Source organism: Mycobacterium sp. ABE4_509 (assembly GCF_056160785.1).
In genome coordinates this window covers 42903-68610 of record NZ_JBSWXU010000004.1, presented here as the reverse complement: position 1 = coordinate 68610, position 25708 = coordinate 42903, and the positions used below count along the sequence as shown (strand labels likewise).

The 25708-nt window shown below is 64.9% G+C and carries 18 protein-coding genes; 9 read left to right on the top strand and 9 right to left on the bottom strand.

Features of this window, described 5'->3' with window-relative positions; translation table 11 throughout:
* Window positions 1–21: 21 nt before the first annotated feature.
* The 6 genes from ACXAID_RS01905 to ACXAID_RS01880 all read left to right on the top strand — a co-directional run bounded on the left by ACXAID_RS01905 (window position 22) and on the right by ACXAID_RS01880 (window position 10166).
* Window positions 22–3900: a hypothetical protein gene (locus ACXAID_RS01905; protein WP_475020482.1), complete on the top strand. Its 3879-nt coding sequence runs from the start codon at window positions 22–24 to the stop codon at window positions 3898–3900.
* Between the two features lie 30 nt (window positions 3901–3930).
* The gene (locus ACXAID_RS01900) at window positions 3931–4845 is read left to right on the top strand and encodes an ankyrin repeat domain-containing protein (RefSeq protein ID WP_475020481.1); all 915 of its coding nucleotides are present in this window, start codon (window positions 3931–3933) and stop codon (window positions 4843–4845) included.
* 95 nt (window positions 4846–4940) lie between these two features.
* Complete coding sequence (locus ACXAID_RS01895) at window positions 4941–6524, top strand: GMC family oxidoreductase (RefSeq protein ID WP_475020480.1); 1584 nt, start codon at window positions 4941–4943, stop codon at window positions 6522–6524.
* A gap of 44 nt (window positions 6525–6568) precedes the next feature.
* Window positions 6569–6715: a hypothetical protein gene (locus ACXAID_RS01890; RefSeq protein ID WP_475020478.1), complete on the top strand. Its 147-nt coding sequence runs from the start codon at window positions 6569–6571 to the stop codon at window positions 6713–6715.
* A 30-nt stretch (window positions 6716–6745) separates the two neighbouring features.
* On the top strand, window positions 6746–9253 hold the full coding sequence (locus ACXAID_RS01885; protein WP_475020477.1) for an alpha-amylase family glycosyl hydrolase: 2508 nt from the start codon (window positions 6746–6748) through the stop codon (window positions 9251–9253).
* 433 nt (window positions 9254–9686) lie between these two features.
* Window positions 9687–10166, top strand: coding sequence for a CAP domain-containing protein (locus ACXAID_RS01880; protein WP_475020493.1), 480 nt, complete (start codon window positions 9687–9689; stop codon window positions 10164–10166).
* 45 nt (window positions 10167–10211) lie between these two features.
* Here ACXAID_RS01880 and ACXAID_RS01875 read toward each other — a convergent pair whose 3' ends face one another.
* The gene (locus tag ACXAID_RS01875) at window positions 10212–10877 is read right to left on the bottom strand and encodes a GNAT family N-acetyltransferase (protein WP_475020476.1); all 666 of its coding nucleotides are present in this window, start codon (window positions 10875–10877) and stop codon (window positions 10212–10214) included.
* A 94-nt stretch (window positions 10878–10971) separates the two neighbouring features.
* A complete protein-coding gene (locus ACXAID_RS01870; protein WP_475020475.1) occupies window positions 10972–11631 on the bottom strand; it encodes a TetR/AcrR family transcriptional regulator in 660 nt (219 codons plus the stop codon).
* 612 nt (window positions 11632–12243) lie between these two features.
* Here ACXAID_RS01870 and ACXAID_RS01865 point away from each other — a divergent pair.
* Together ACXAID_RS01865 and ACXAID_RS01860 are read left to right on the top strand one after the other, a co-directional pair.
* Window positions 12244–12732, top strand: coding sequence for a hypothetical protein (locus tag ACXAID_RS01865; protein WP_475020474.1), 489 nt, complete (start codon window positions 12244–12246; stop codon window positions 12730–12732).
* Between the two features lie 385 nt (window positions 12733–13117).
* Window positions 13118–13948, top strand: coding sequence for a L,D-transpeptidase (locus tag ACXAID_RS01860; protein ID WP_475020473.1), 831 nt, complete (start codon window positions 13118–13120; stop codon window positions 13946–13948).
* A 36-nt stretch (window positions 13949–13984) separates the two neighbouring features.
* Here the strand turns inward: ACXAID_RS01860 and ACXAID_RS01855 are convergent, their stop codons facing one another.
* The 7 genes from ACXAID_RS01855 to ACXAID_RS01825 all read right to left on the bottom strand — a co-directional run bounded on the left by ACXAID_RS01855 (window position 13985) and on the right by ACXAID_RS01825 (window position 24290).
* Window positions 13985–16591 (bottom strand): SRPBCC family protein, encoded by a 2607-nt coding sequence (locus tag ACXAID_RS01855; RefSeq protein ID WP_475020472.1) that lies wholly within the window; start codon window positions 16589–16591, stop codon window positions 13985–13987.
* Between the two features lie 228 nt (window positions 16592–16819).
* Window positions 16820–19423, bottom strand: coding sequence for a plasma-membrane proton-efflux P-type ATPase (locus tag ACXAID_RS01850; RefSeq protein ID WP_475020471.1), 2604 nt, complete (start codon window positions 19421–19423; stop codon window positions 16820–16822).
* Window positions 19420–20337 (bottom strand): polyphosphate kinase 2 family protein, encoded by a 918-nt coding sequence (locus ACXAID_RS01845; RefSeq protein ID WP_475020470.1) that lies wholly within the window; start codon window positions 20335–20337, stop codon window positions 19420–19422. The genes ACXAID_RS01850 and ACXAID_RS01845 overlap by 4 nt, the downstream gene beginning before the upstream one ends.
* 192 nt (window positions 20338–20529) lie before the next feature.
* Window positions 20530–20850, bottom strand: coding sequence for a 2Fe-2S iron-sulfur cluster-binding protein (locus tag ACXAID_RS01840; protein WP_475020469.1), 321 nt, complete (start codon window positions 20848–20850; stop codon window positions 20530–20532).
* Window positions 20851–20907: 57 nt separating this feature from the next.
* Window positions 20908–22134 (bottom strand): NAD(P)/FAD-dependent oxidoreductase, encoded by a 1227-nt coding sequence (locus ACXAID_RS01835; RefSeq protein ID WP_475020468.1) that lies wholly within the window; start codon window positions 22132–22134, stop codon window positions 20908–20910.
* Entirely contained in the window at window positions 22134–23399 is a 1266-nt protein-coding gene (locus ACXAID_RS01830; protein WP_475020467.1) for a cytochrome P450, read from the bottom strand. Before ACXAID_RS01830 ends, ACXAID_RS01835 begins: the two co-directional genes overlap by 1 nt.
* Before the next feature lie 192 nt (window positions 23400–23591).
* Entirely contained in the window at window positions 23592–24290 is a 699-nt protein-coding gene (locus ACXAID_RS01825; protein ID WP_475020466.1) for a response regulator, read from the bottom strand.
* Window positions 24291–24325: 35 nt separating this feature from the next.
* Between ACXAID_RS01825 and ACXAID_RS01820 the strand changes: the two genes are divergently transcribed.
* Window positions 24326–25663: a sensor histidine kinase gene (locus ACXAID_RS01820; protein ID WP_475020465.1), complete on the top strand. Its 1338-nt coding sequence runs from the start codon at window positions 24326–24328 to the stop codon at window positions 25661–25663.
* The last annotated feature ends 45 nt before the right edge of the window (window positions 25664–25708 follow it).

Here is a 25708-nt window from a genome sequence, read left to right as displayed (position 1 = left end):
GGATTCTAGGAAGAACAAACGATGGAAGCAGTCAGTTGCCGACGCCAGATCAACCGGGTCGATCGAGCCGACCTGGAGGCGGACTCAGTAAGACTTCCATGGGACGCCGACGTCTTCACGCGCGAGGTTGGCGCCTTGGCCAAGGCCTACTTCGGGGCAATCGATGAGGGTGACATCGAGTCGATGCTCGGCCATCTCGACCCCAACGGCTTCAATATCCATGTCTTGTCGCCTGACGCCACTTTGACGAGCGAAGACGATTATCGCGAATGGTACCGCAGCATCGCCTCGACATTCAGCCGCCTGCTGCACACGGTGGTGGCTCTCGACCCGACGCTTCTCACCACGAACTCGGCACAGGCGAGACTATCGATTCACTCCGAGGTCGATCTTCGTAACCCGGCATCCGACGAGAATCCTAGGGCCACCGTCACATTAGGTATCGTCTGGGACCTGACTCGTATGCAGGACGGCCAGTGGGTCATTTCCTGCCAGCGTGAGGCCCCCGATCCCACCCCCGAGCTTTCCACGGAACGAACTCGCGAATTCGCGGTCAGCTACCTCAACAATCTGGACCGACGAAACCTCGACGGCATGCTCGCGGTATTGGCACCACAGGGCGAATTGAACATCGAACTCGACGGGGGCCTGATTGTCGAAGACTTTCCGCAATGGTTCAGAGGGATTGATGAGGCTTTCATCAACTCGGTCCACAGAGTCCAAGGCCTGGTTGCCTTGCAGAACGCGGATGGGACCATTGATGCGCATCTCAAGATTCGCTTCAGGGCGGATCGAAGGAACCCGGCACCGAATCAAGACAAGTCGGTCGACTTCTCCGTAGAGCGCATCTGGACGCTTCGCCCTGACGAAAACGGCAGGCCTCAGCTCGTGAGTCAGCGGCCGTTTGTATTGTTCGATCTGAGCACACGCGTCGACCCACTGGACCTCAACGGTGCGCTCATGGCCGCGCGACGTGTTGACAACGAAGTGGTGCGCGATTGGCTGCGAGCCGGCGGTGATCCAAACGCCTACGCTCCCGACGGGTTCAACCTGTTCTTGGCGGCTGCCGCAACGGGCAACCCCAGAGTCCTCAGAATGCTGCTGTTGGAGGGAGTCGGACTCAAGAGGGTGGATCCTGGTCTTCCGCTCAAGGACCCGCAGCGTCCGGACTACCGCACCAATGTTCTGGCGCCGCACCTTTCGGCTCAGAAGGGGGACGTGACCAGCACTCGGGTACTGCTGTCCAGGTCTCCCGAACAGCTACATGCACGCATGGAAGTAAACGGACACACCCCACTGCTCCAGGCCGCATTCTTCGGGCACGTCGAACTGGCCAAGTCGATTCTGGAGGATCTGGGGGCGATCCTGCCTCAGGGAGCCGATATCGAAGAGGAGACACTGCGCCTCTTCAGCGAGACCACGGTGCGTGGGATCAACGCCACGCAGTTCGGGCGTCAGTTCCAGAACCAGGCGTTGGTTGACGCCCTGGAGCCGTTCGACAAGGCGACGACGGAAGCCAAGCAGGCGGACACCAGGGCGCTGCTCGTCGCAATCCCCGCCGGCCCACGCAATCCCGAAGCCGGCACCCCGGCTCAGCAGGCCAGCGAGACGGTGATGAACGCAATCACGTCCGGTTTGGCTGAGGTCGCGAGGCTCGACGAACCGGAACGCTCAGCCACGGTGACACGAGTTATCGCTGAGTTGAAGGAAGCAACCCAGAAACCGAATTTCGATCCGAACCGCTTGGCGGGCGAATTGCTCCAAACGCCCATCATCGCTGCAGTGACCGGTCCTACCAGCAACGAGGGGGTTGCCCGACTTCGGCGTGAAATCGCGGACATCCTGCTGGAGAAAGGGGCGGACCCAGACAAGGAAGAGATGTACCCGATGGCGGTGGACGCCATTATCCGTGCTGCGGTGTTCAACCACCTCGACATCCTGAAGAGGTTTGAAACGGTCATGACACCAGAGGCGATGAAGCAGGCCCTCAACCACAAGCCTGCGGTTAACGGTCTTACCGCACTTCACGACTCGGTTTTGCGTGCCGCCACCGGATCAGCCGGGTATCTCGATCAGATCCGCTGGGCGCGCGCCCGTGGCGCGGCGGCCGATATCCCAGATCACACCGGCCGAACACAACGCGACTTGGCCGCTGAAGCGTTCGTGACCGATGGTCAGAAGCAAAACGCGGCGGCGGTCTGGGATGCGCTGCAATTGGATTCGACACCACCCAAACCGTATGAGTTCTTCTCGTACGAGAACCTGACGTTCCTGACCATCCCGGCTCACGTGGCGGACAAGGGCGCGGTGTGGCGGACGTTGGCAGGCTCCTCGGACGTGATCGTGAGAAGCATCGAACTCGACGGTCCCAGCCCGCTATCGGCCGAGGTTGCGCAGAACCATTCGTTCGGCACGGCCACGATGAACCGCTGTTGGCCGGATGGACGTCCGGTAGACGCGCAAGACGTGCAGGCGTTTGCGGCGCAGACTCGCGGCACACCGTTTCTTCCAATGATGCGGTTTGAAAAATCAGATCCCTACATCAAGCAGCTTCTTGGGGCGGGGTTGTTCGGTGCACTGCTCGTGAATCCGGAAAGCCCCGAGGCGGTACGCGCGCTACTTCGTGATGTCTATTTCCCGGAGCGGCCCAGTGCCGAAGCTGTCCCCAGACCTTCCACGGCACAGCATCCGCTCGGTAAACGCGCTGTGGGAGCGGATAATCTGGCCCAGCACACCCTTGTGGACACGCTCAAGATGATGGACACCGTCAACGACATGTTCATCGGTGGTCTCTCGTTCAGTAGGCCCGCACTACCGGACGTCTTGCAGCAGCTCCCTGCGCTAAAGGAGATCGGCGTGCGAATGGTCGAAATCGACCGCGCGGGCATTCGGATAGAACTCGCGAAATCCTGTGCGGAGGAGCAACTCGACCTCGAGATGGAAGGGGCGGTCTCCGCCATCGAGAATGCCGCTCGAGCGGCCGGAATCGTACTGTCGGGAAGTTTCAGCACGGACGAACAGATCCTGCGTGCATTCGAAAACGGGTATCGGCACATCACCACCATCACGGAAACAGCCGCCCACGAGATCTCATGGCGCAGTTGGGTGCCGGGAGGCAGGACAGAAGGACGCGAGCCGTCTCCTCGCGAGATGCCAATTCGGCGCCCCAGCCACGACTTCAACGATGTGCGACGCGCATTGGAGGACGGTGAGCTGGTGGTGTTCGGTGCCTTGACCACGCCGGGTGTGAATAACGCTCTCCAACTGGCGAATAGCGGAATCCTGAACGCTGTCGCCATCGAACGTGAACACGGTACTTGGTCTACCGACGAAGCCGTCAGACACATCAAAGCGCTGCGGGGGCATACCAATGTGATCGTGCGCTTAGGCAGTGCCCTCGATCCGGATGTGGGAACCTTCATCGGCTCGGGTGTAGCGGGACTGATAGCCACAGCGGTGCTCGGTGCTGACGAAGCCCGCCACTTTCTCCGCGCGGTTGAGGCGGCGAACATCGAGACCTACGGAGAGAACGGCACCAGGAAGTGGGCGGTTCCAGCGGTCATGATGGAGACCGAAGGGGCGGCCAGCGACACCGACGAGATCGTCGCCATGCTCAAAGAACACCAAGGTGTTTGTCATCCCGGTCCACTGGACCTGTCGGCCTCCCTGGGAGCGGCGTGGGGGACGGAAAGGTACGAGTCGACCCTGGCCAAGATCGAAAGTACGGCCACGGCCGCGGGAGTTCCACTGGCCGGTGTCTTGAACACGCTCGAAGAGGCCTTGGACCACGGTCTCGGCATGGTGCTGGCGCCCGTCGGCATGGACGGTGGCGCGCTAAACACGGGCATTGCGGGTACCAATCCACTCGAATCTTTGCAGAGCGACAACACCGCCCGATGAACTGACGAGCGTCCAGGAAAGGACCGAAGCATGAGTGAAGAAGCGACCAGAGGGGTCGTGTCGCGCTGGTTTGGCGCACTCGACGCCGGTGACGTGGACACTGTGATGGCGTGTCTGGACGACAATGTCCGATGGATCAACAGCCCCGCCAGGGAAGGAGAGCCCGGCGGCATTCCCGGCCTGAGCGCGATCATTCCGTGGCTCGGGGATTTCTCGACCAAGGCTGAGGTCGAAGCGACATTTGCACCCTGGGCCGAAAGGCAGGAGCGAATCCAATATGAACGCCTGAACATGGTGTTCGATGGTGATCAGGCATTCGTGCTCGTTCACGAGGCTGCTCGCATCAACGCGACCGGCTTGGTATACGATGTCGAGTTCGTTCAACGCATTCAGGTTGCCGGTGATGTGATCGTCTTGGTGAGGGCGTACTGGGATACGTCCCAGGCCATCGCCGCATTTCGGGGTGACATGCCAGCCCGGTTGTTAGCGGCGGCGAGGAACGGCAACAGCGACGACGCAGAACTTGTGCTGCCGTATGGGGCGAATCCGAACCAGGCTGATCCAGTTAGTACGGAGTCCGCCTTGATGATTGCTGCAGAAGAGGACCGCGTTGAGATGGTGCAGCTGCTCCTTTCGTACGGAGCAGAACCAAACCTGATCAGCCGCAAGTCAGGGAACACCGCTCTGCACAACGCATGCCGTACCGGCAAACTGCGTTCGATCAAAGCACTTGTGGAAGCCGGCGCGTTTGTCAATCTCCAGCGACCGACGACTGGGGAAACTCCTCTGCACGAAGCGTTGAAGCACGGCTTTGAAGAATGCGCCGAAATCCTCATCGAAGCCGGGGCGAACAAAGATGTCATCGCGTTCGACGGCAAGCGTCCCGCTGACGTTGCGGAAGAGATCCTGGGGCCGAACGCACCGATATTGGCCCGGCTTACCTGAGCGGGCCCGGTACCGCCAGCTCACCTTCTCCGAGGAGTACCACCAGATAATTTTCCTAGTAACTCGAGCGGGGCAAGACCGAGTAAGGAGCGTGCATGTCTGATTCCGTCGACTATGTAGTGGTTGGCGCCGGTACCGCCGGCTGCGTCCTGGCCAGCCGATTGAGCGAAGATCCGAACATCCATGTCGTGCTGCTGGAATTCGGTGGTATCGACTCGAATCCGGCCATCTACAGCCGGAGCATCGACGCCATGTACAGCCTGTGGGAGCCCGACGCTACAGAGAACTGGGGTTACCGGACCGTGGCGCAGCCAGGGCTCCACGGCCGTGCCATCGATGTCGCCCGGGGTAAGGTCCTTGGAGGCTGCAGCGCTGTCAACGCGATGATGCACGTTCGTGGGAACCGCCGCGATTTCGACCGCTGGGCGCAGCTCGGCAACCAGGGGTGGAGCTATGCCGAGGTGCTCCCCTACTTCAAGAAGTCGGAGACTTACCACGGACCCGAGTCGCCGTACCACGGGTACGACGGGCCGCTCTCGGTCATCGACTCCCGAAACCCCTCGCCGGTGGTGCATGCATTTGTTGAGGCGGCCGCGGCATTAGGGGCCACAGACAAGTACAACGACTTCAACGGAGCCACACAGGAAGGGGGCGCGGGCTTCTATCAAACCACCCGGACCCCGGAGGGCGTCCGGGTCACCGCGGCGTCCGCATTCGTCACGCCGGTGTTAGGGCGCGAAAATTTACGGCTGCTGACGCAGGTCCGGGCGACGCGCTTGGTTATCGAGAAAGGGCGTGCGGTAGGGGTCGAGTACACCGGCCCTGATGGCCAGCAGACGATTCGGGCGGAGCGCGAAGTGGCCGTGTGCTGCGGCGCGTTCGAGACGCCGAAGCTGCTGATGCTGTCGGGCCTTGGACCAGCCAGACAGCTTGCAGCCCATGATATTCCGGTGATTCAAGATCTGTCCGGCGTGGGCGAAAACTTGCATGATCACCTGCTCCTCGGCATCGGTTTCCAGAGTCTACGTGATCTGCCGGCCCCCGAATTGGCGGCCGAAGCGGGGCTTTTCCTGTGGACACAGTCGAGGACCGAGCAGAAATCGCCAGACCTGCAGTACTTCTTCGGGCCCGTCCTGCAGCCCAGCCTCCAGGCGTTCGCACCGAACCTCATGACCAGCAATCGGGCCTTCACCTTTACGCCCATTCTCAACCAGCCGGCAAGCCGGGGAACGGTGACACTTGCGTCGAGCGACCCATCGGCACTCGCTCGCGTCGATCCGCAGTACCTGACGCGTGACCAGGATATCGCGGTGCTGGAATTTGGGATTCGGTACGCGCGAGAGCTTGTCCACACCAGCGCATTCGACGACCTGCGGGGACAGGAGATCGCTCCCGGAGAAGCAGTCACGAGTCCCAGCGAGCTACGCGCCTACATTCGCGAGTTTGCCGGAACCGTATGGCACCCGGTGGGGACCTGCAAAATGGGAGGGGACCCGGCGGCCGTAGTCGATGACCAGCTCAGGGTCCACGGTGTGGAAGGACTTCGCATTGTCGATGCTTCGGTCATGCCCAACTTGGTCAACGGCAATCCGAACGCTGCGATCATGATGATCGCCGAAAAGGCCGCGGACCTGATCTGCGGCAACAAGGCGACCGAGCTTGGATCCAGGGTCAACTGAGTGAGCCGGGCGTCGTGCGCAGTCCTTGTTGTTCGAGGTGGACGATGCGTCATCTCCGGGGCAGTTGGGGCTTCGCTGACTTCGTTGCAGGCCGGCGCTCGCCAGGGCTGCGCGATCCGGCCGCCAACATCGCCCACGTCACCAAAGGCTATGTCGACCAGCAGGACCCGCCGCCGCAGCCGCCGGCATGAGTCGACGGGTATAACGAGGAGGACCTTCCGATGCTGATTCCGTTGAACTTCGAGTACTTGACGGGATTGCGCAGCCCGTTCCTGGTCGGTGCGCGGCTGAACGGAAGCTGGAACGCGCAGGGTTTCGCTTCCAAACAGTGGTCGTTGACGCCGATGCAGCCGTTCACCGCCGAGGACGGATGTCCAGGCTTTCGCGCGACCGTTCAGCTTGACGACAGCCAGATCGGGCAAACGTTCCGCTGGGGCGTGTACGTGTCGACACAAGAGAACCCCGACGTGTGGGGCATTCCCACCGAGGAAAGCGATCCGAACTCAACCGAACGCACCCGCAGCTTCACGCTCGCTGGCACCGGCCAGACCGTCCGGTATTACCTCACGCACTGCCGTCGGCTGGGCGCCAACAAGCTGTACACGAACAGCCAGCCGCCAGCCATCCGCTTCGCTGTCTGGGCGCCAAACGCGCGCAATGTCGAGCTGATCCGCGGCGAGCCGGACGGAGGATACATCGCAAACGATGGTGGCGGGATAACAGCCATCATCCCGATGCATCGCGGGGAGGATGGGATCTGGTCGACCACGCCGGCCGACGCCGCTGCACTCTCCAACTTTGCCGCTTTGGACCATACCCCCTACATGTTCCGCATCACCAAGGACGATGGCGGCGTCGCTTACCGCACCGACCTCTATGCACGCTGCCAGATCGGCAGCGGCGACGTTGATCCGGAAACCAATCCTCAAGGGTGGAGCGGGCGACGTCAGGACCTGGACGGCACCAAGAGCTGCTCTGTCGTCGTTGATCCGGAAAAGGTGGCGCGGCTTTTTCGAGAGTGCAGTTTGAACGGGCAGCCCATAGAGTGTCGCGAGGGCGGTGAGCCCGTCTGGCCCGAGACGCAGTGGCAGACGGACGAGGTGTTCTGGGAGGACGAGCTTGACCCCGACAGGCCGCTACCGACCCGCCTAGAGGACCTGGTCATATACGAGCTCCACATCGATGGGCTCGGCGCCGGCCGCACCTCGCGCGGCATGCTCGATGACGCTTTGGACCTGCTCGAGCACCTGGCGGACCTGGGCGTCAACGCTGTTGAGCTGATGCCGCTTTCCGAATACGAGGGGTGGGCCAACTGGGGCTACGGCACCTCGCATTACATGGCGATTGAATACGCCGGCGGCGGGCGAGACCAGTTCAAGCACTTCATCAAGGCCTGTCACCAGCGTGGCATCGCCGTGCTCGTCGATGTCGTCTACAACCACTACAGCCCCGACGCCGAGCGCGCCGAGTGGGCCTACGATTCCGACGCCCCGGAAAGCAATATCTACTACTGGTACGAGGGCCGCTCAACCGACTATCCGGATGCCAATCCTCCTGGCAGCGGCGGCTATATCGACAACATGTCGACTGGCTACGCCCCGCGTTTCTACGAGGAGAACGTCCGCAAGATGTTCATCTCGAGTGCGGCGGCGCTACTTTCGGAGTTCCACGTCGATGGCTTTCGCGTTGATCAGACGACCTCGATTCACTCCTACGCCGTTTTGCACGCCGACGGGCGGGTGGCGAAAAACGCGCGCATCTTCGGCGCCAAATTCCTGCGCGAGTGGTGCGGAACGCTGCGGCTACTCAAGCCGAACGTCTTCCTCACTGCGGAGGATCATTCCGGCTGGACAGCGGTGACGCAGCCATCCGATCAGGGTGGTATCGGATTCGATGCTGTCTGGTATGCCGACTACTACCATCACATGATCGGCGACGCGCAGAACGACCCCGGCCGGGCGCGACTGCTCAAGGCCGCCGGATACGGCGACAATCGAGCGCTGAACATGACCCAGTTCTCCGGCGCGCTTCTTGCCGCATCGGCCGGCGACCGCGTTGTCTATCACGAGTCCCACGACGAGGCAGGCAACTCCCACTACCAAGAGAACGGCCAGGATGTGTACTCGGCACGTACCATCGTCGTCGCTGTCAATGGTGCATCGCTGGTGGGAGAGACCAGACGCTACGCAGAGGCGCGGACTCGGTTTGCCGCCGGGATCACGTTGCTATCGCCCGGGGTCCCGATGTTCTTCATGGGCGAGGAAGTCGGCGCCTCGCGGCCCTATCGTTTCCTCGACTTCCTCGACAACCGGGAGGACTTCCCGGCGTTGCGGAAGGGCGCGGGTGCGCACCTGTTCCGCTTCTACCAGGATGCGCTGCGGTTTCGCCAGGCTCATCCTGCATTTCGGTCACGGACCTGCGAGATCATTCACTCACACGACACCAACCGGGTTGTCGCGTTCCGCTGCTGGACGGCGTTCGAAGACATGCTGGTCGTGGGCTGCCTCAACAACTGGGCATTTCGCCACGGCTACCGAATTCAAAACACCGGCATCGCCGACGGGCAATGGCAGGAGATCTTCAGCAGTGATGCCGAAGTTTATGGCGGAAGCGGCTTGTCCAACTCCAGCCCGATCAAATCCAGTGGCGGGGTTGTTTCGGTCAACATCCCGGCCAACAGCGTCCTTGTACTTCGGCACTCACGAAAGACGCCATCTCCTCGCCAGTGAGACTCTGGTTCCTTGAGGCTGAACTGCGCAAGATCTGGCGCTACGGGCGGATCGTCGTCGACGCTGCTGCCGGAGAGTTCGCGGAGTTTCTGTCATCTTGCCGGTCTCGGCACCGGGTGGGGGTCGTCCGTGATTGGCCCTAACGCTCGACGCCGGCTGAACGCGCGAAGACACCGGCTCAGCCCCGTGACGGCGGTGCCGCTTTCCCTCCATGGTGTCGCGGAGCAGCTTGAGACCGCACATTCGGCATGATGCCGAACGGCGAGCTGCCGGGGCACTCCCTCAAAACTGCTTCGAGCTGCGCTGATGCGGATGTCGCGCCGGCGCTACTCACGTCAGGATGCGAGTCTGCAGCTGTTTGATCTCGTTCGTGTAACGAAAGCCGGTAGCGTTGCGACATAGGTGCTAACTGGTGGCACGGCAGAAGGCAACCATGATGATGAAGAGCACGTTTGTCGGCGTCCTCGCGACGTGCACTGCCGTCACGACTGCGCTCGGCACGACTGTGGGTTTCTCTGCGCACGCCGACAGCTTCGCAACCGGATTGTATGCGGGTATCAATCAGCTTCGTCAGGCGTGCGGGGCGGTCCCAGAGGACCCGCGCCTGACCGCGGCGGCGCAGCGGCACGCCAACGACATGTTGCGGACCAACACCCACAGCCACACCGGCTCGGACGGCTCATCCCCGCGGGGGCGTATCACGGACGCGGGATACGGCGGACTCGGCTCCTCCGGTGAGATTGTCTACTGGGGCAGCGGGTTCGGCGCGACCGAGAGCTCAGCGCTCAATTGGTGGATGGGCAGCCCCGGACACCGGGCCACCATCTTGGACTGCACATTCACAGCGGCCGGCTTCGCCACCGCCCGGCAGGGCATGCGGATGACCGCCGTGGTGGACTTCGCCGGGCCCTGAGAGTCGCCAGCCGCTGATCTTCGTCTGCGAGGCCCCGCAGGGCAGCTACTCCGGCTTGGCGCCGGCGGCCCGCACGACCATGGGAGCGGCCGGGAAGCAGGCCGCCATTTCCGAGCGCGACCGCCGCAGCGCGGCGGTGCCGTAGCCCTTCTTCCGGTGTTCGGGGTGAATCCAGATCCGGACGTTCACCTCGCCGTGGTCGAGTTCACCGAACACCATCCCCACCTTGGCGTCCTCCACCACGGCGACGAACCAGGCCGCATCTTCCTGGCCGATGCGGCTCTGCGCGAAGCGGATCTCGTCGTCGAGCGGCTGAGCAGGCTGGCCGGACCCGTCGCCGGCGGCGCCGACCTCCTCCAATCGGGCGGCGAAGATGTCGCGGTCTGTGTCGCCGGTGAACGGCCGCAGGGTCAAGCTGTCATCCGAACTGGCCGGCCGTTCCTTCAGCGTGAACGTCAGCCGGCTGTTGAGGTCGTCGAGTTCCGCGGCGATCTTGCGGCGCGAGTCCTTGGTCAGCTGGTCGAACGCCATGCTCATCACGGCCTCGGCTCCCAGCGTCGAAGTGTTCAACAAGGTGGCGATCGCGGCCACCGCGGTGGTCCTGTCGTCGGCCTCGACAATCACATCGAGCACCTCATGGCGGCGATCGAGCGCGGACACCAGAGCATCGGCGATCTCACGGCGGGCAGCGGTCTGGTCCTGATCGGGCATGCCCTCAGCCTAGTCCGTGGACCCCGAGCACCGGCCAGCTCTGACATGAGTCCAATGGGGATCGTGGGACCTGTCCTCGCCTCGTCGGTGCGGACTAAGCCGCCGAACCGGGCCAGGTAAGCCCATCGAGGTCGGGTAGTGGTTGCTGGCAGATCCGATGCGCGTCGTCGGCGGGCAGTCCCAGCATGTAGAGCACATCCGCGGTTGCGGCGTCGGCGGTGAGTGCGGCGTCGCGCGACGGTTCATCCTGCAGTAGTTGGCCGAGACCCATCAGTGCGCCGCCGGCGATTGCCATCGCAAGCTTCGGGTCGGTGACTCGGAACCGGCCGGCGGTAACCGCGTCACTGATGTCGCGCAGTCCGCGTGGCCCCAGCCCGCGATCAGAGGAGATCAGCTTCAGGCCGTTGGCCAACAGCATCCGGCTCAACTGCGGGCTGCGCCGAAACATCCGTCCGGTGATCCGGAAGCTGCAGGCGAACTTCTCGGCCGGGTCGCTCATCGATGCGGTGACCTGATCCAGCAGCTCGCCGTGGCGATCGAGCATCTCGGCGACCGCGGCCGAGAACAGCTCCTCTTTGCTGTCGAAATGGTTGTAGAAGGACCCGATCCCAACGTCGGCGGCCTGGGTGATCTCCAGAACGGGGACGTCCACCCTGCCCGCGGCGAAGAGTTCGGCGGCCGCCTGGATCAACGCGGCTCGAGTCCGCTGCTTTCGTAGCTGGAGCCGGTTCGGTGCGGGTTCTGCCACGGTCACCCCTTCCTGAGTAGCGCATAGGCCATAGTAGCTAAGTTCTGATGATTTCGTCAGAAACTACCTGTGCGTGGTGAACTCGCTCGACGAAACAGTGCCGGCCATCGATCTCGCCGGGGTGCCCACACCAGACGAAAGCAACCACTGATGCCCGGCGTGGTTCCTCGCCGGAGGCCGTGCCCGAACGGGGCGGCGCGGCCGTGCGTCACTGCACGAAGCGAAACTCGTCATCGAGAGGTTGACCGGGCCGGCCGGGCTGGAGGGATCCCGCTCCCAGTCTCGGTTTGGCCTCTACGTCCGGACGCGTGACCTTCACGATGGCCCGCCGAACTGACCAGCGCGCCGCTCGATCCTAGGGCCGCGGGGCTGAGGAACGAGAACACCTCAGTCTCGAAAGAGTCTCATTTTCAACGGTATTCCGACACGAACAAGTGTCAACTCGGCCCGAACATCTCCATTCGGATACGGCCGGGTGCGGCGTGTTTCGCCATCACGGGTTGTGTCGATAACTTGGCGACGTCGCTCCGAGGGCGGCCTCTGGTTTGGTGCGGCAGGGCGTTCTGCTGCACCGCTCGGAGTGGAATGACTTAGCGTGAATGAAGGAGTTGATGGAAGATGGCGGTCTTTGATCGAACCAGCATCAGAGTTGCTGCTGTCGGTGCTGGACTGTGCGGGATCGCCCTGGCGTTCGGCCCCGGCGTAGCCCAGGCCGGCGGATACGAATGCCTGGACACCGCTGCGGGAGAGGTTCCCGCGGCGGCGGCCGGATGCGCACCGATATCCCCGATGGCCGGCGGCGTGCCGATGGCCCTGCCCGGCCCGTTGGCGCCGGTGCCTGTGATTCCGCCGGTGCCGCTGGTGCCGCCCCCGATTCCGCCGGTGGTGCCACCGCTGGTGCCGCCGCCGATTCCGCCGGTCGTTCCGCCTGTCGTGGTGCCTCCGGTGGCTGCGGCGGCACCCATCGTTCCGGCGGCCGGAGCCCCAGTCGCAGGCCTTCCGCTGACCACCATGGGCGGCCTGGCGGGCAAGGGTGATCCGGTGGGGCCGGCGCCGAGCGGAGCGCCGGTCGCCGGTCAGCCCACGGCACCTGGTCCGGGCGCATAGTCACGCACTGACGAACACGCGCTGACGGCCCGTCCTCGATGGGGGCGGGCCGTTAGGCGTATCAGGGGCGCCGCGGTGCTGCAGGCAGTGCAAAGCCGTGTCGGCGGCGCTGGGCCTGAATGTCGGCGCCGCTGAAGCGACTGTTGCACAGTTGAATTCCATTGACTGTCGACACCGGTGGTACTCCTCGTCCAAATCCCACTGGTAGCCAACCACTTACGGCCTGCGGCAGATCGTCGATAGTCCTAGGTGCCCCCCGGGAGGCGTTGCCGAAGCGTGACGAACCTTTGATCGAATCGAAGGGGCACAAGGACTTTCACCGACCGCCCAGCACTCCTACCATCAGTAACTGACAACGTTGTAACTTCTACGGATTCGGGAAGCCATGCGCGGTGCTGTTCGGAGTGTCCTCGTCGCAGTCATGATGGCTGCAAGCGTGGTTGTGGGGTCGGGGAACACCAGCAGGGCGGCGGTTTCGTCGCCGCAGCTCACCGTCGCCTCGATGCTGCCCGCCGAGGGGGCGGTCGTGGGGGTGGCCCACCCCGTCGTGGTCACGTTCAACCGCCCGGTCTTCGATCGAGTTGCAGCGCAACGGGCCATCGACGTCACATCCGTGCCGGCGATGACCGGGAAGTTCGAGTGGGTCGAAGACAATGTCGCGCAGTGGGTCCCGGACACGTTCTGGCCTGCCCACACGACGGTGTCACTGTCGGTGGGCAACCTGCCGACCCGAAACTTCGAGACCGGTCCCGCGGTCATCGGAGTCGCGAACCTCTCCGATCACACGTTCACCGTCACGATCGACGGTCAGCCGCCGGAGAACCTGCCCGCGCCACACCATCGACCCAACTTTGGGCAGAACGGTGTCTTCCCCGCTTCGATGGGACGACCGGAATACCCGACGCCGGTGGGGATCTACACCGTCCTGGCCAAGGAACACGACGTCGTGATGGATTCGAGCAGCGTGGGCATCCCGGTCAACGACCCAGACGGCTACCTGTTGGACGTGGAATACGCCGTGCGCTTCACCAAGCGCGGCCTGTTCGTGCATTCGGCTCCGTGGGCGGTCAACCAAATGGGTTTCGAGAACACCAGCCACGGCTGTATCGGGCTCAGCACCGAGGACGCCGAGTGGTACCTCAACACGGTCAACGTGGGTGATCCGATCATCGTGCGCGAGAACGGTGTCGAGGTTCCCCGGACAGTGTCCAGCTAGCACGCTCGCAGGCTGCCCCGCCGGTCGCCGATCCGCTCACAACAGGTCCGTCGTGCCGGTGGGGTCGTAGAAGACCAGAAGGTCGAACTCACCTGTCATCGGATTGTCGATCCGCACCGAGATGCTGCCCGCATCCTGGCTGACCAGAGACACCGCCGGGTTGGACCCGCCGGTCGCCGCCGCGATCAGGGCGGCCAGATCGGCGTCACCGGCGAACCCGTCGCCGACCAGGTCGAAGATCGGGTTGGCGGGCCCGTCGCCGAGCACCAGTTCCTCGGAGCCGACGTCGATCAGCGACAGGTTGTTCTGTCCGTCGGCCAGATCGGCGCCGCCGCGGGCATCGAACCCCGCGAGGATGGCCTCCGAACCAGGCCCTTCGAACGTCAGCCGGTCGGTTTGCACGCCGTCGGCGAACGCCAGCGTGAAGCTCACCGGGGTGAGCCCGACCAGCTGCACCCCGTCGATTCCCGGCTCGGACTCGAAGTCCAGTTGCGCACCGCTGCGGCCGTTGAGAATCTCCTCGAGCAGCTGCTGGGCGTCGTTGTCGTTGTCGTCGGCATCGACCTCGGCGCGCAGGATGCCCGACAGCTCGCTGATCGGCAACGCCAGCAGCGAGGACAACAGCGAGAACCCGCCCTCGGTCCCGACGGCGAAGGTATCGCCGATCTCGAAGACGAACTCACCGAGCGGGATCGTGACTGCGGCGGTCTCCGGGACGCCGTTCGCGACGTCGACGACCGGCTGCTCTGTCAGCGGCTCGGCGTCGGCGAGATTGAGTCCCGGCGCGATGGCCTCGAACAGCGCCCGCAGCGCCGGTACCGAGAACGCAAAGTTGAGCACATCGGACAGCGTGTACTGCACCTGTTCGGCGAGCGTGGCCAGCGGGCGTCGGTGAAGGTCACCGAGCAGGCCGGCGAACTCGTCGTGCCGCTGGGCGCGCAGAAAACCGACGTCGTAGCCGCCGTTGCCGGGTGCCCGGTCGGTTTCGAAGACGATGACGTCCACTGTGCCGTCGGAGCCGCGGATCTCGAATCGCACCGTGTCGCCCTGGTCGACGGCGTTGACGCCCGGCCGTCGCGCCAGCGACCGCAGCAGGATCGGCAGCTCGTCCTCGGTGATCTCCGCGCCGAGGCCGCGGACCAGGACGCCGTCGAAGGCCGCACCACCGGTGGCGACCACACGGCCGCCGTCGCCGGTCGCGATCACGAGCTCGCTGACGCCGTTGGCCGGGTCCACGGCGCCGCGTTCGGCCAGCTCCACGGCGTCGGCCACTGACTGGCCGGTGAGCACCAGATAGTCGAAGGCCGGTGAATCCTGCTCGTGGACGACCACGGAGATGCTGTCCTTCTCGACACCGAGCAGCCGCACCCTCGGATCAGCGCGGTCCAGCGCGGCGGCGAGCAACGCCGCGGCCGCCTCGGGTGTGCCGATCGGGTCGCCTCCGGTCGTCACAGCCTCCTCGTCGAGATCGATCAGGCCGAACCCGTTGATCCCGTCACCCAGCGCCACATCCCGGTCCAGGCCGGCGATCAGGCCGGGCATCGCCGGGCCCTGCAAGGTCAGGATGTCGTAGGTCTCCAGACCGACGGCCTGCCAAGGCGTCAAGATCGGTTCCAGGACCCGCTCGGCCAGACCCGGCAGGATGCCCCATGCCAGCACCGAGGAGGGCAGGTGATCGGCGAGGTCGGTGATCCCGATGGGCTCGCCGTCGGCGATGGCCAGGCTGTAGGAGCCCGGTGTCAGGCTGATCAGCTCGAACCCGTCGAGGCCCGGCTCAGCCTCGTCGTCGCCCAGCCCACCGGTGGTGCCGGTCAGCAGTTCCTCGAGGATCTGGGGGACGTCGTTGTCGTCGATATCGGCGTCGACGTGGTTGTTGAGGACGTAGAACGCCTCGGTGCTGACGCCGGACAGCGCGCCGATGTAGAAGATGAACTTTCCTTCGGGGATGTCCACGGAGAGGTACTCGGGGCGGCCGTTGTTGACGTTGATCGTCAGCGGCGGCAGCAACGGTGGGGTGAGCGGAAACGCGATCTCGATGAGATCGCGAACCTGGTCGAGGATCTGGGGGGCGGCGCGTCGATCGACCGGGTCTGCTTGGACACCCGGCTGGCGCCGGGTGAGGGGCGGCGCTGCCCCCGGTGCGGGCATCTCCGGGTCCTTGCGGGTCAGCGGCGCATTCACCGCTGGCGCCGCGGCCGGCGCCGACTCGTCGGGCATCGGGGGATCCGCGGTGATCTCCTCGGCCTCGGTGAACGACTCCGGGGCCAGGTCGGCATCGGCGAGTTCGTCGAGTTCGGCCTGGCCGGTCGACTGGTCGGCGATCGGTTCGCCGGTGTCGCCGCCTTCGGCGTCCGCTGTCGCGTCGTGTTCGCCGGCATCGCTGGCGCTGCTGTGATCGTCGTCGGCGCCCCCGCCGGTTCCGGTCGGTGCCGTCGGGGACCCGGACGCCGAAGCCCCACGGGAATTCCGGTTGGGCTCCCCGGATACCCGGGCGCCGGGCCGCGACGCCGACTCCGACGAGGCCGAATCGGCGTGCGCCGACGAGGCCGAACTCGACGAGGAGCCGGTGTCGGTATCGGCGACCGCTGTGCCGGGCAGCGCGAACGCGGTGCCGATCCCGAGGAAGAGCGCGAGTGCACCCACGCGACCGACGAGCTTCGCGGACCCGTGTGGGTTCGCTCGCGGGGCACTCAGTCGACCACTCATGGGGTTCTCCGGCTGCATCGGCGCTCGATACCGACTGTCAGGCATTGCTCAATGCGAGCGACACCGTGGCAGCTCAATTCAACCAGCAGCAGCGCCCGCATGTCAGCGGTATCGGAGCCCGAATACCGCGATTCTGACCAGGTTCGCTGAATGTTTGCCGGCTGGTCAGGTCCTGGGCGCGGTGACTAGGCCGTGCAGCGGGCGGGAGATCAGCTCGCGATGCTTGATTCGCTGGCCGGTGCGGTCGTCGACGAGCTTCTCGGTGGTGAGCCGCACCGCGGACAGCACGAAGATCCAGGCGATGTTGTAGACCCACACCCAGCCGATCGTGGTCCACGAGATCGCCGGCACCAGCCAGCCGAACCCGCACATCAGCACCGCCAGTATCTGGGTCGCGACGATGGCGATCACCAATGGAGAGGCAGGCAGGGGCGGCAGGAAGAACCAGCGTTCGGTGCGGGTGACGAACAACAGCAGATGGCCCCCGGCCACCAGCTGCAGGAAGATCACCGTCTGCAGATGCGATTGGTCGAACAGTCCGAAGTACTGCTGCAGGCCCGAATCCGACAACACCTCCATTCCGATCAGGAGCAACCCGAACGACTGCACGACGGAGAAGAAGCCGAGAATCGCCGAGATACTCAGCAGCCGTGGCATTTTCCAGCGGATCGGGCGCTCACTGATCGGCGTGTTGTCGTAGGCGGTGGTCATGATCGGAATGTCGTCCAGCAGGGAGATGAGGACGATCATGACCGCGGTGAGGGGTTGGAAGCCGAGGGCGATCGACGACAGGACGACCAGGAACATGATGTCCATGGTCAGCGCCACCCGGTAGATGGTGTAGCTGGTGATACGTCCGAAGATCCGCCGGGCCTCGTCGATGGCGTCGTTGATCACCGACAACCCGGGAGCGGTCAAGATCAAGGCCGCCGCACCGCGGGCGGCGTCGGTGGCGCCCGAAACCGCAGTGCCGCAGTCGGCCTGCTTGAGTGCCGGCGCATCGTTGACGCCGTCGCCGGTCATCGCCACGAGGTGACCACGTGCCTGCAGCGACTTGACGATCGCGTACTTGTGTTCGGGGAAGACCTGGGCGAAGCCATCGGCGTTCTCGATCGCGTCGGCGATCGCCGGCGGCACGTTGTCGGGATCCATATCCTTCGGAAACTGGTCGGCCGCGGCAACGATGTTGGTGCCCAACCCGAGCTGGCGGGCGGTTTCCCGGGCGATCGCGATGTCGTCACCGGTGACCATCATCACCCGAACGCCCTTGGCGTCGGCCATGTCGATGGTCTGCTTGGAGTCCTCGCGTGGCGGATCGAACATCGGCAGCATGCCCAGCAGCACCCATGTGCTGCCGCCGTCCTCCGAGCGCGCGACACCGAGTGCGCGATACCCCTTCTCTCCGAGGCCCTCGATGGTTGTGGTGACCTTCTCGCCAACCGCGCCCGTGACTCCGACCAGATCGGCGATCACCCGCGGCGCCCCTTTGGACACGACGAAGGTCGTGCCGTGGGCATCGGTGACCGTCGCCGCCGTACGTTTGGTGACCGGGTCGAACGGCACGAAGTCGGTCTGCCGGTAGGCGGCGAGCGCGCCCGGATCCTGCAGAGCTGCGATCACCGCGCTGTCGATCGGGTCGTGGTCCTCACCTCGGGAGGCCAGCGCTGCAGCGAGGATGACCTCCTGTGGGTCCTGCGCGGCGAACAGGATCGGTGCGTCGAGTTCGAGTTGGTTCTTGGTCAACGTGCCGGTCTTGTCCGAGCACAGGATGTCGACGCCCGCCATCTCCTCGATCGCGTCGAGCCGCGACACGATCGCCTGCTGTTTCGACAGTGCCACCGCACCGAGCGCCATCGTGATCGAGAACACCGCCGGCATCGCGACCGGGATCGATGCGACCAGCAGAATCAACACGAACTGCAGGATCTGCAGTGCATCGGCCAGGTTCCATGCGTCGGTCACGACGATGTCGTGGTAGACGCGCACGGCCACCAGGATCGATGCGAGCGCCACCGCGACGACGATCAGGAAGTTGCCGATCTGGAACATCGCCTGTTGGGCGTGGCTGGTCGAACCCGCACCGGCCACCAGCTTCGCCGTCCTGCCGAAGAAGGTGTTGGAACCGGTGGCGATGACGACGGCCACCATCTCACCTTGTTTGACCACGCTGCCGGCATAGGCTTCGTCGCCGGCCTTCTTCGTCACCGGCACCGACTCGCCGGTCAGAGCCGCCTGATCGATGGACGCGAAGTCCCCCGAGAGCAGACGCAGATCGGCCGGCACGATCACGCCGAGCCGGATCTTGACGATGTCGCCGGGTACCAGCTCCGATGCCGACACGGTCTGCCACGAGCCGTCCCGCAGCGCCGTGGCCTCCGGAGCCAATCCCTTCTTCAACGCCGCCAACGCATTCGAGGCCTTCATGTCCTGCCACAGGTCGAGGCCGGCGTTGAAGACCAGCAGCGCCGCGATGATGGCGAAATCCTCCCAATGACCCAGAATCGCCGACACCAATGCCGCCGCCTCGATCATGTACGCGATCGGACCCCGGAAGTACGCGGCGACCTTGGCCAGCAGGCTCTCGTGCTTCTCGGCGATGGCGTTGGGCCCGTACTGGACGAGGCGTCGTTGCACCTCGGCTGCGCTCAGGCCCGCACCGGAGTCGACACCGAGGTGCGCGAGAACCTGCTCGACCGGCATCTTCTCCAGGTCCACCGTCGCCCGGCCCGCGTCGCCGGCGGCATCGCGGTGCAGCACATCACCGGTCATTCCGGGTCTCCACTTCGACGTGTGTCGCTGCCGAGCAGCTCCTTCTTGGCCTGTGCGAGTTCGGCTTTGGTGGCAGCGTCGACGCTCGGATACTGCGGATTCAGCGTGCGCAGCGTCTCCAGCAGAACCGCCGAGGTGCACAGGTGGCTGAACCACTTGTGATCGGCCGGGATGACGTGCCACGGTGCCCATTCGGTGCTGGTGTGGGACAGCATCTCCTGAAAGGCAACCTGGTAGTCGTCCCAGAAAACCCGTTCGTGCAGGTCGGCGGCGGAGAACTTCCAGTTCTTCTCGGGTTTGTCGATGCGCTTGAGGAACCGGCGTTCCTGCTCCTGCTTGGACACGTTGAGGAACAGCTTGACGATGACGGTGCCGTTGTCGGTCAGGTAGCGTTCCCAGTCGTTGATGTCACGATACCGCCTGTGCCAGAGACCTTCTGAATTCAGCACCGCGGTGCGCGGCCACAACAGCTCCGGGTGTACCCGGGTGACGAGCACGTTCTCGTAGTGGGAGCGGTTGAACACCGCGATTCGGCCCAACTCGGGCAGCGCGGTCTGGTGACGCCACAGGTAGTCGTGCGCGCGCTCGGTCTCCGAAGGCGCTTTGAAGTTGTGCACATCGACGCCCTCGGGGTTCAGTCCGCTCATCACATGCTTGATGGTCCCGTCCTTGCCGGCCGCGTCGATGGCCTGCAGAACGATCAGCAGCGAACGCTGAGCCTGGGCGAAGAAGCGGTCCTGCAGGTCGAACAACATCGTCGTCGCCTCGGCTGATGCGGCCAGCCCGCCGTGCTTGCCGAGCTTCTTGTCGCGCCGGCCGGGATCGAAGTCCTCGGCCAGGGTCACCGGCGAACCCGGTGGTACCACGGTCGCCTGCGCCAGCTGCTTCCAGTCCACCGACTGAGCCGCCCCCACCTTCGCTCCCTCCGTCTCGAGTGGGCCCGCGAACGGGCGTCGACTCGATCCGACCACGGTCGGTGCCAGGCAACCAGGGCCGTAGGTCACTCAAGCCGGAGGCGCTGGTCATCGCGCCGGCCCGCTGACAGGGGAGACGGGTCACCTGGCCGGGCCGGGCAAGGCGCGGGAGCTCTTGAGGGTCGGGCTGTGTCAGTGTTGGGCTGCCGGTGTCCGAACCACGATGCCGTCCAGCGCCTCGCAGACCTTGATCTGGCAGCCGAGTCGCGACGTTCCCTCGACGCCGTCGCAGAACTCGAGCATCGACTCCTCCTCGGTGCTGGCGGCAGGCAGCTTCGTCAGCCAGTCCCCGTCGACGTGGAGGTGGCAGGTGGCGCAGGCGCACTCGCCCCCGCAGTCGCCGTCGATACCCGGCAGGTTGTTGTTGACGGCGATCTCCATCAACGACATGCCGTCTGCTGCATCCACGCAGCGGCGTGTGCCATCGTGTGCGATGTAAGTGACCTTGGGCATTCTCGTTCTTTCGCTCGTGATCGGACTGGGCTGGAAAATGTTGTACCGGAGACGGAATCAGCCGGCGACAAGCGCCTTGACGGGCAGCTCGTCGTCGACGAGGCGGTCAGGGTCGATCACCGTTCGCTCGGCGATGAGCGGCTTCGCCGCCATGAACTCCCGCGGACGATTGATGGCATCGACTGCCAGCAGCCTCCCGGCTCGTAGGTAGAACGCCGCGAACGATCCGGCGTCCGGATCGCCACGGACGGCTACCTCGTCGTATCCCTGAGCCACGCCGGCGGTCTGCAGCTTGATGTCGTACTGATCCGACCAGAACCAGGGGACCTGATCGAACGGCCTGCCTCGACCGCAGATCGCCGCTGCGGCGGTCTTGGCCTGCTCGATGGCGTTGTGCACCGACTCGAGATGAAGCGGGCGACCGTAGATCGGACTGGGATACTGCGTGCAGTCTCCGGCCGCGTAGACCCCGGACGCCGATGTCTGGCAGTGCTCGTCGACGACGATGCCGTTGTCACAGTCCAGGCCCGCCGCCGCGGCCAGCGCGGTGTTGGGGACCAAACCGATTCCGACCACCACCAGGTCCGCGTCGACGTGCTCGCCGTCGTCGAGCACCACCCGGACCCCGGACGGCTCGTCGTCGATGCGCTCGACCGTGGTGGCGCAGCGGATCGTCACACCCGCCCGCCGGTGGACGTCTTCGAAAAACCGTGCCACGGCCGGGCAGGTCACCCGCGCCAGCACCGTGGCGCCGGCCTCGACGACGGTCGCCGTCAACCCGAGCGTGGCGGCGACCGCGGCGATCTCGAGCCCGATGTAACCACCGCCGATCAACACCAGCCGGGCACCGGGCCGGAACCGCGCACGGATGTGGTCGATGTCGGCGACCGTGCGCAGACGGTGCACCCGCGGGTGTTCGGCGCCCGGGCACTGCAACGGCCGGGGGCGGCCACCGGTGGCCAGCACCAGGTGGTCGAACGCGACGCCGCGACCGCCGCCGAGCCGCACACGTCGCCGGCCGGTGTCCAGTTCGGCAACCGAGGCTCCGACCAGGACCTCGACGCGGGCCTGTTCGTAGAAGGCGGCCAGCCGCACCAGCAGGCGGTCCACCGGTACGGTGCCGGCCAGATAGGCCTTCGACAGCGGCGGGCGTTGGTAGGGCAGTACGGGCTCATCGCCCACCAGGGTGATCTGCCCTTCGAACCCCTCCTGGCGCAGGCTGGCCACCGTCTGTGCACCGGCCTGGCCCGCACCGACGACCACGACGGTCTCACCGTGCCGCATCAGGCGTTGATTCGGACGGGAAGTGATTCGTAGCCCTTGACGAACGGCGACAGGATGCGGGTTGGCTGGCCGACCACCTCGATCTGCATCGGTTCGGGCCAACGCTCGAGCAGTTCCTCCCAGAGGATGCGCAACTGCAGCTCGGCGAGTCTGTTGCCGACGCAGCGGTGGATGCCGAACCCGAACGACAGATGGTGACGGGGCTTGAGGCGGTCGATGAGGAAGGCGTCGGGGTTGTCGATGGCTTCGGGGTCGCGGTTGCCCGACACGTACCACATCACGACCTTGTCACCTCGCCGGATGGACTTTCCGCCGAACTCGGTGTCTTCCAGTGCCGTGCGCCGCATGTGCGCAAGCGGCGTCTGCCAGCGGATGATCTCGGGCACCATCGAGTCGATCAACGACGGGTCGGAAGCCAACTTGCGGTATTCGTCGGGATGCTCGTTGAGGGCCAGAACGCCACCGCTCATCGAATTGCGGGTGGTGTCATTGCCGCCGACGATCAGCAGCACCAGGTTCCCGAGATACTCCTGCGGTGTCATGTTGCGCGTCGCGTCGGAGTGGGCCAGCATCGAGATCAGGTCGTTCGCCGGTTCGGCATTGACGCGCTGGTTCCACAGGTCGGTGAAATAGGCTGCGCACTCCATCAACTCAGCCATCCGTTGTTCTTCGGAGTCGATGATGCCCGCCCCGGGAAGCGCGGTGGTGACATCGGACCAGTGGGTCAGCTTGGCCCGGTCCTCCCATGGAAAGTCGAACAGGGTCGCCAGCATCTGCGTGGTCAGATCGATCGAGACCCGGCGGACCCAGTCGAAGTCCTCATTGACGGGCAGGCCGTCGAGAAGGGTGGCCGTGCGCTCGCGGATCAGGGATTGCATGTTGGCCAGATTCTCCGGTGCCACGATGGGGCTGACGGCCTTTCGCTGGATGTCATGCTTGGGTGGGTCCATCGCGATGAACATCGGCAGGCTCGCCGCAGCATTGTCGTCCATGATGGTGATGCCGCCGCACTTCGCCTCGGAGGAGAAGACTTTCGTGTTCTTCTCGATGGCCATGATGTCGCGGAACCTGGTCACCGACCAGTAGGGGCCGAACATGCTGCTCCTGCAGTAGTGGACCGGGTCCTCCTCGCGCAATCTCCGGAAGTACGGTTGCCAGGCGTTGCGCCGGTGCAACTCCGGGTTGCTGACATCGATGTCCTCGATCGCCATGTCGTAGGCTGCGTCGAGACCGTCCGCACTGGTCACCACAGTCGATTCGGTCATTGGTCCCTCTCCACGCTTGGATGGCTGCGCCGAAGCTCAGAGGGAACAGCTCTCTACGAGCCCGACGGACCCGAACTGTCTACCTCTGAACACATTTCGTCGCGGATGGGGGTGATCCGCGTCATGTTCAAGGTTGATCGGTGACAGGTGGGGCCGCAAGCGACCGGCGGGCCAGAACGTGGCCCTGCAGGGTCAGCCGATCCGGACGGCAGCCGACCGCTCGTTGTCGGGGAATTCGAGCAACCCGAACGTGCCTGCCATGGCGGCCGCGCAGACCCGGTTGGTGACACCGAGCTTGCTCAGCAACGCGGCCACCATGCGTTTGGCGGTCCGCTCGGAGACCAGCAATCGGTCGGCGATCTCGGTGTTGTCCAGCCCGGCGGCAAGCAGCGTCCACAGCTTGAGATCCTGGTCGGATAGTCGGTCGAGCAACTCGGAAGGTGGCCTGCGCGTCTGGCTGAGCAGCGCGTCGAGGACGGCCCCGTCGACCACCCGCAGGCCTTCGGCGATCGTCCACAACGGGCCCGCCAGGGCCTCCGGTCTCGCGGTCTTGGGCAAGAATCCGTCGGCGCCGGCACGCAACGCCTCCTCGGCCAGCCCCACGTCATCGGTACCCGACAACGCCAGGATCCGGGTTTCGGGGTGGCGCGCCTTGACGTGCCGGATCGCTGCCACCCCGCCCAGCGGCGGCATCGTCAGATCGATGATCGCGACGTCGGCATCGCAACCGGCGACCAGGTCGGCAGCATCCTCGACGTGCGTGGTTTGGCCTCCGACGGTGAACAACTCGCCCCACTCGCGGGTGAGCAGCAGCGCGAGCCCCTGCGCGAAGAGTTCGTGGTCGTCGACGATGACGACCACGATCTTCTCTGCGGCGGCCCTGCCGTTCATTGCCACGATGCTAGCCGCAACTTAGTGTCGGGCGGGTGAAACTGCGTGACCGGATCACCGCTCTCGTCGACGGTGACGAATACGGAATGGCCCGCATCGTCGTCGCGGTCCGGATCGCGGTCGTCACATCAGTGGCGGTGCTGTTGCTCGTCGGTCCGGACTGGGTCCGCCAGCATGTGCCCGGCACCATGGCCGTGCTGGCCGTGGCGGTGGTGTATTCGCTGGTGCTGCTGACCAACCCGCGCCTGGAGGTGCGGCGCACCCGCTACTCCTGGCCGGTCAGCGCCGCCGACAGCGCCATCGTCATCGCCTGGATCGCGCTCACCGGCGGGTTGCACAGCCCCGTGGTGTCGGTGCTTCCTCTTGTCGTGATCGCCTCGGCCGCCCGGTTGTCGCTGGGCGAAACCTTCTTGCTGTCAATTCTTCTGGGTGGCGCTTACGCCGCCGTGGTGATGTATTCGCCATCCCCGGATCCGGTGTCCCTCTCGCCGGGGCTGCAGGCCGGCTGGTGGATGCTGTACCTGCTGTTCGCCGGCATTCTGACCGCCGGGCTGTCCACCCTCGTCGAGATCGAACACCGGTCCCGACTGCACGCGCTGGTGGAGGCCGAAGCGCAACACGCCGCCGCCGAGGAGGAGCGCGACCTGCGGGCCCGCCTGCTGCGTTCCTATCAGTCCCAGCAGGACGGACTGCAGGTGCTGGTGCATGAATTCCGGACGCCGATCGCCTCTTTGGAGGCACTGATGGCCGCACTCAACTCGGCCTCGCCGATGTCCGAGGCCGACCGCGGCACGGGACTACAACTGGCCGCCAGACACACCCGCCATCTGGCTGACATGCTCGACGCGCTCTCCGACGTGGCGCTGAGCCGCCGCCCGACCTTCTCGACCGGCCGCATCCGCCGCGTCCACATCGCCGACATCGCTACCGCGGCGGCCGACGCGGTGGGCTTGACGCCGCCGCGGCTGCGGCTGAGCGTGACCGCGGACCTCAGCGCGGTGGCGATCAACGCCCAGGGGTTGCGGCGGGTGCTGACCAACCTGCTCGAGAATGCCGCCCGGCATGGTCACGACGCACCGGTGGACGTCGAGTGCCGCCGCGACGGCGACGAACTGGTCATCGCGGTATCCGACCGGGGTCCCGGTATCCCCGACGAGAGCCTGGGGGAGTTGACGGCGAAGTACGTCAGCCTCGGCGGGCAGCGCGGCACAGCTGGTCTGGGTCTGTGGATCGTGCAACAGATCGTCGAAGCCATGGGAGGCCGTGTCGTGTTCACCGCCCGCGACGGCGGTGGACTCGTCGCGACATTCCGCGCGCCGTTGATCGCCCCACCCAAGCCGGAGGGGGCCGGTCTGGCTGCCTCGGCCGGGTGAGCTGAGCCGAGGGGTCGAGATCACGACCGCTGCAAAGCGATTGCC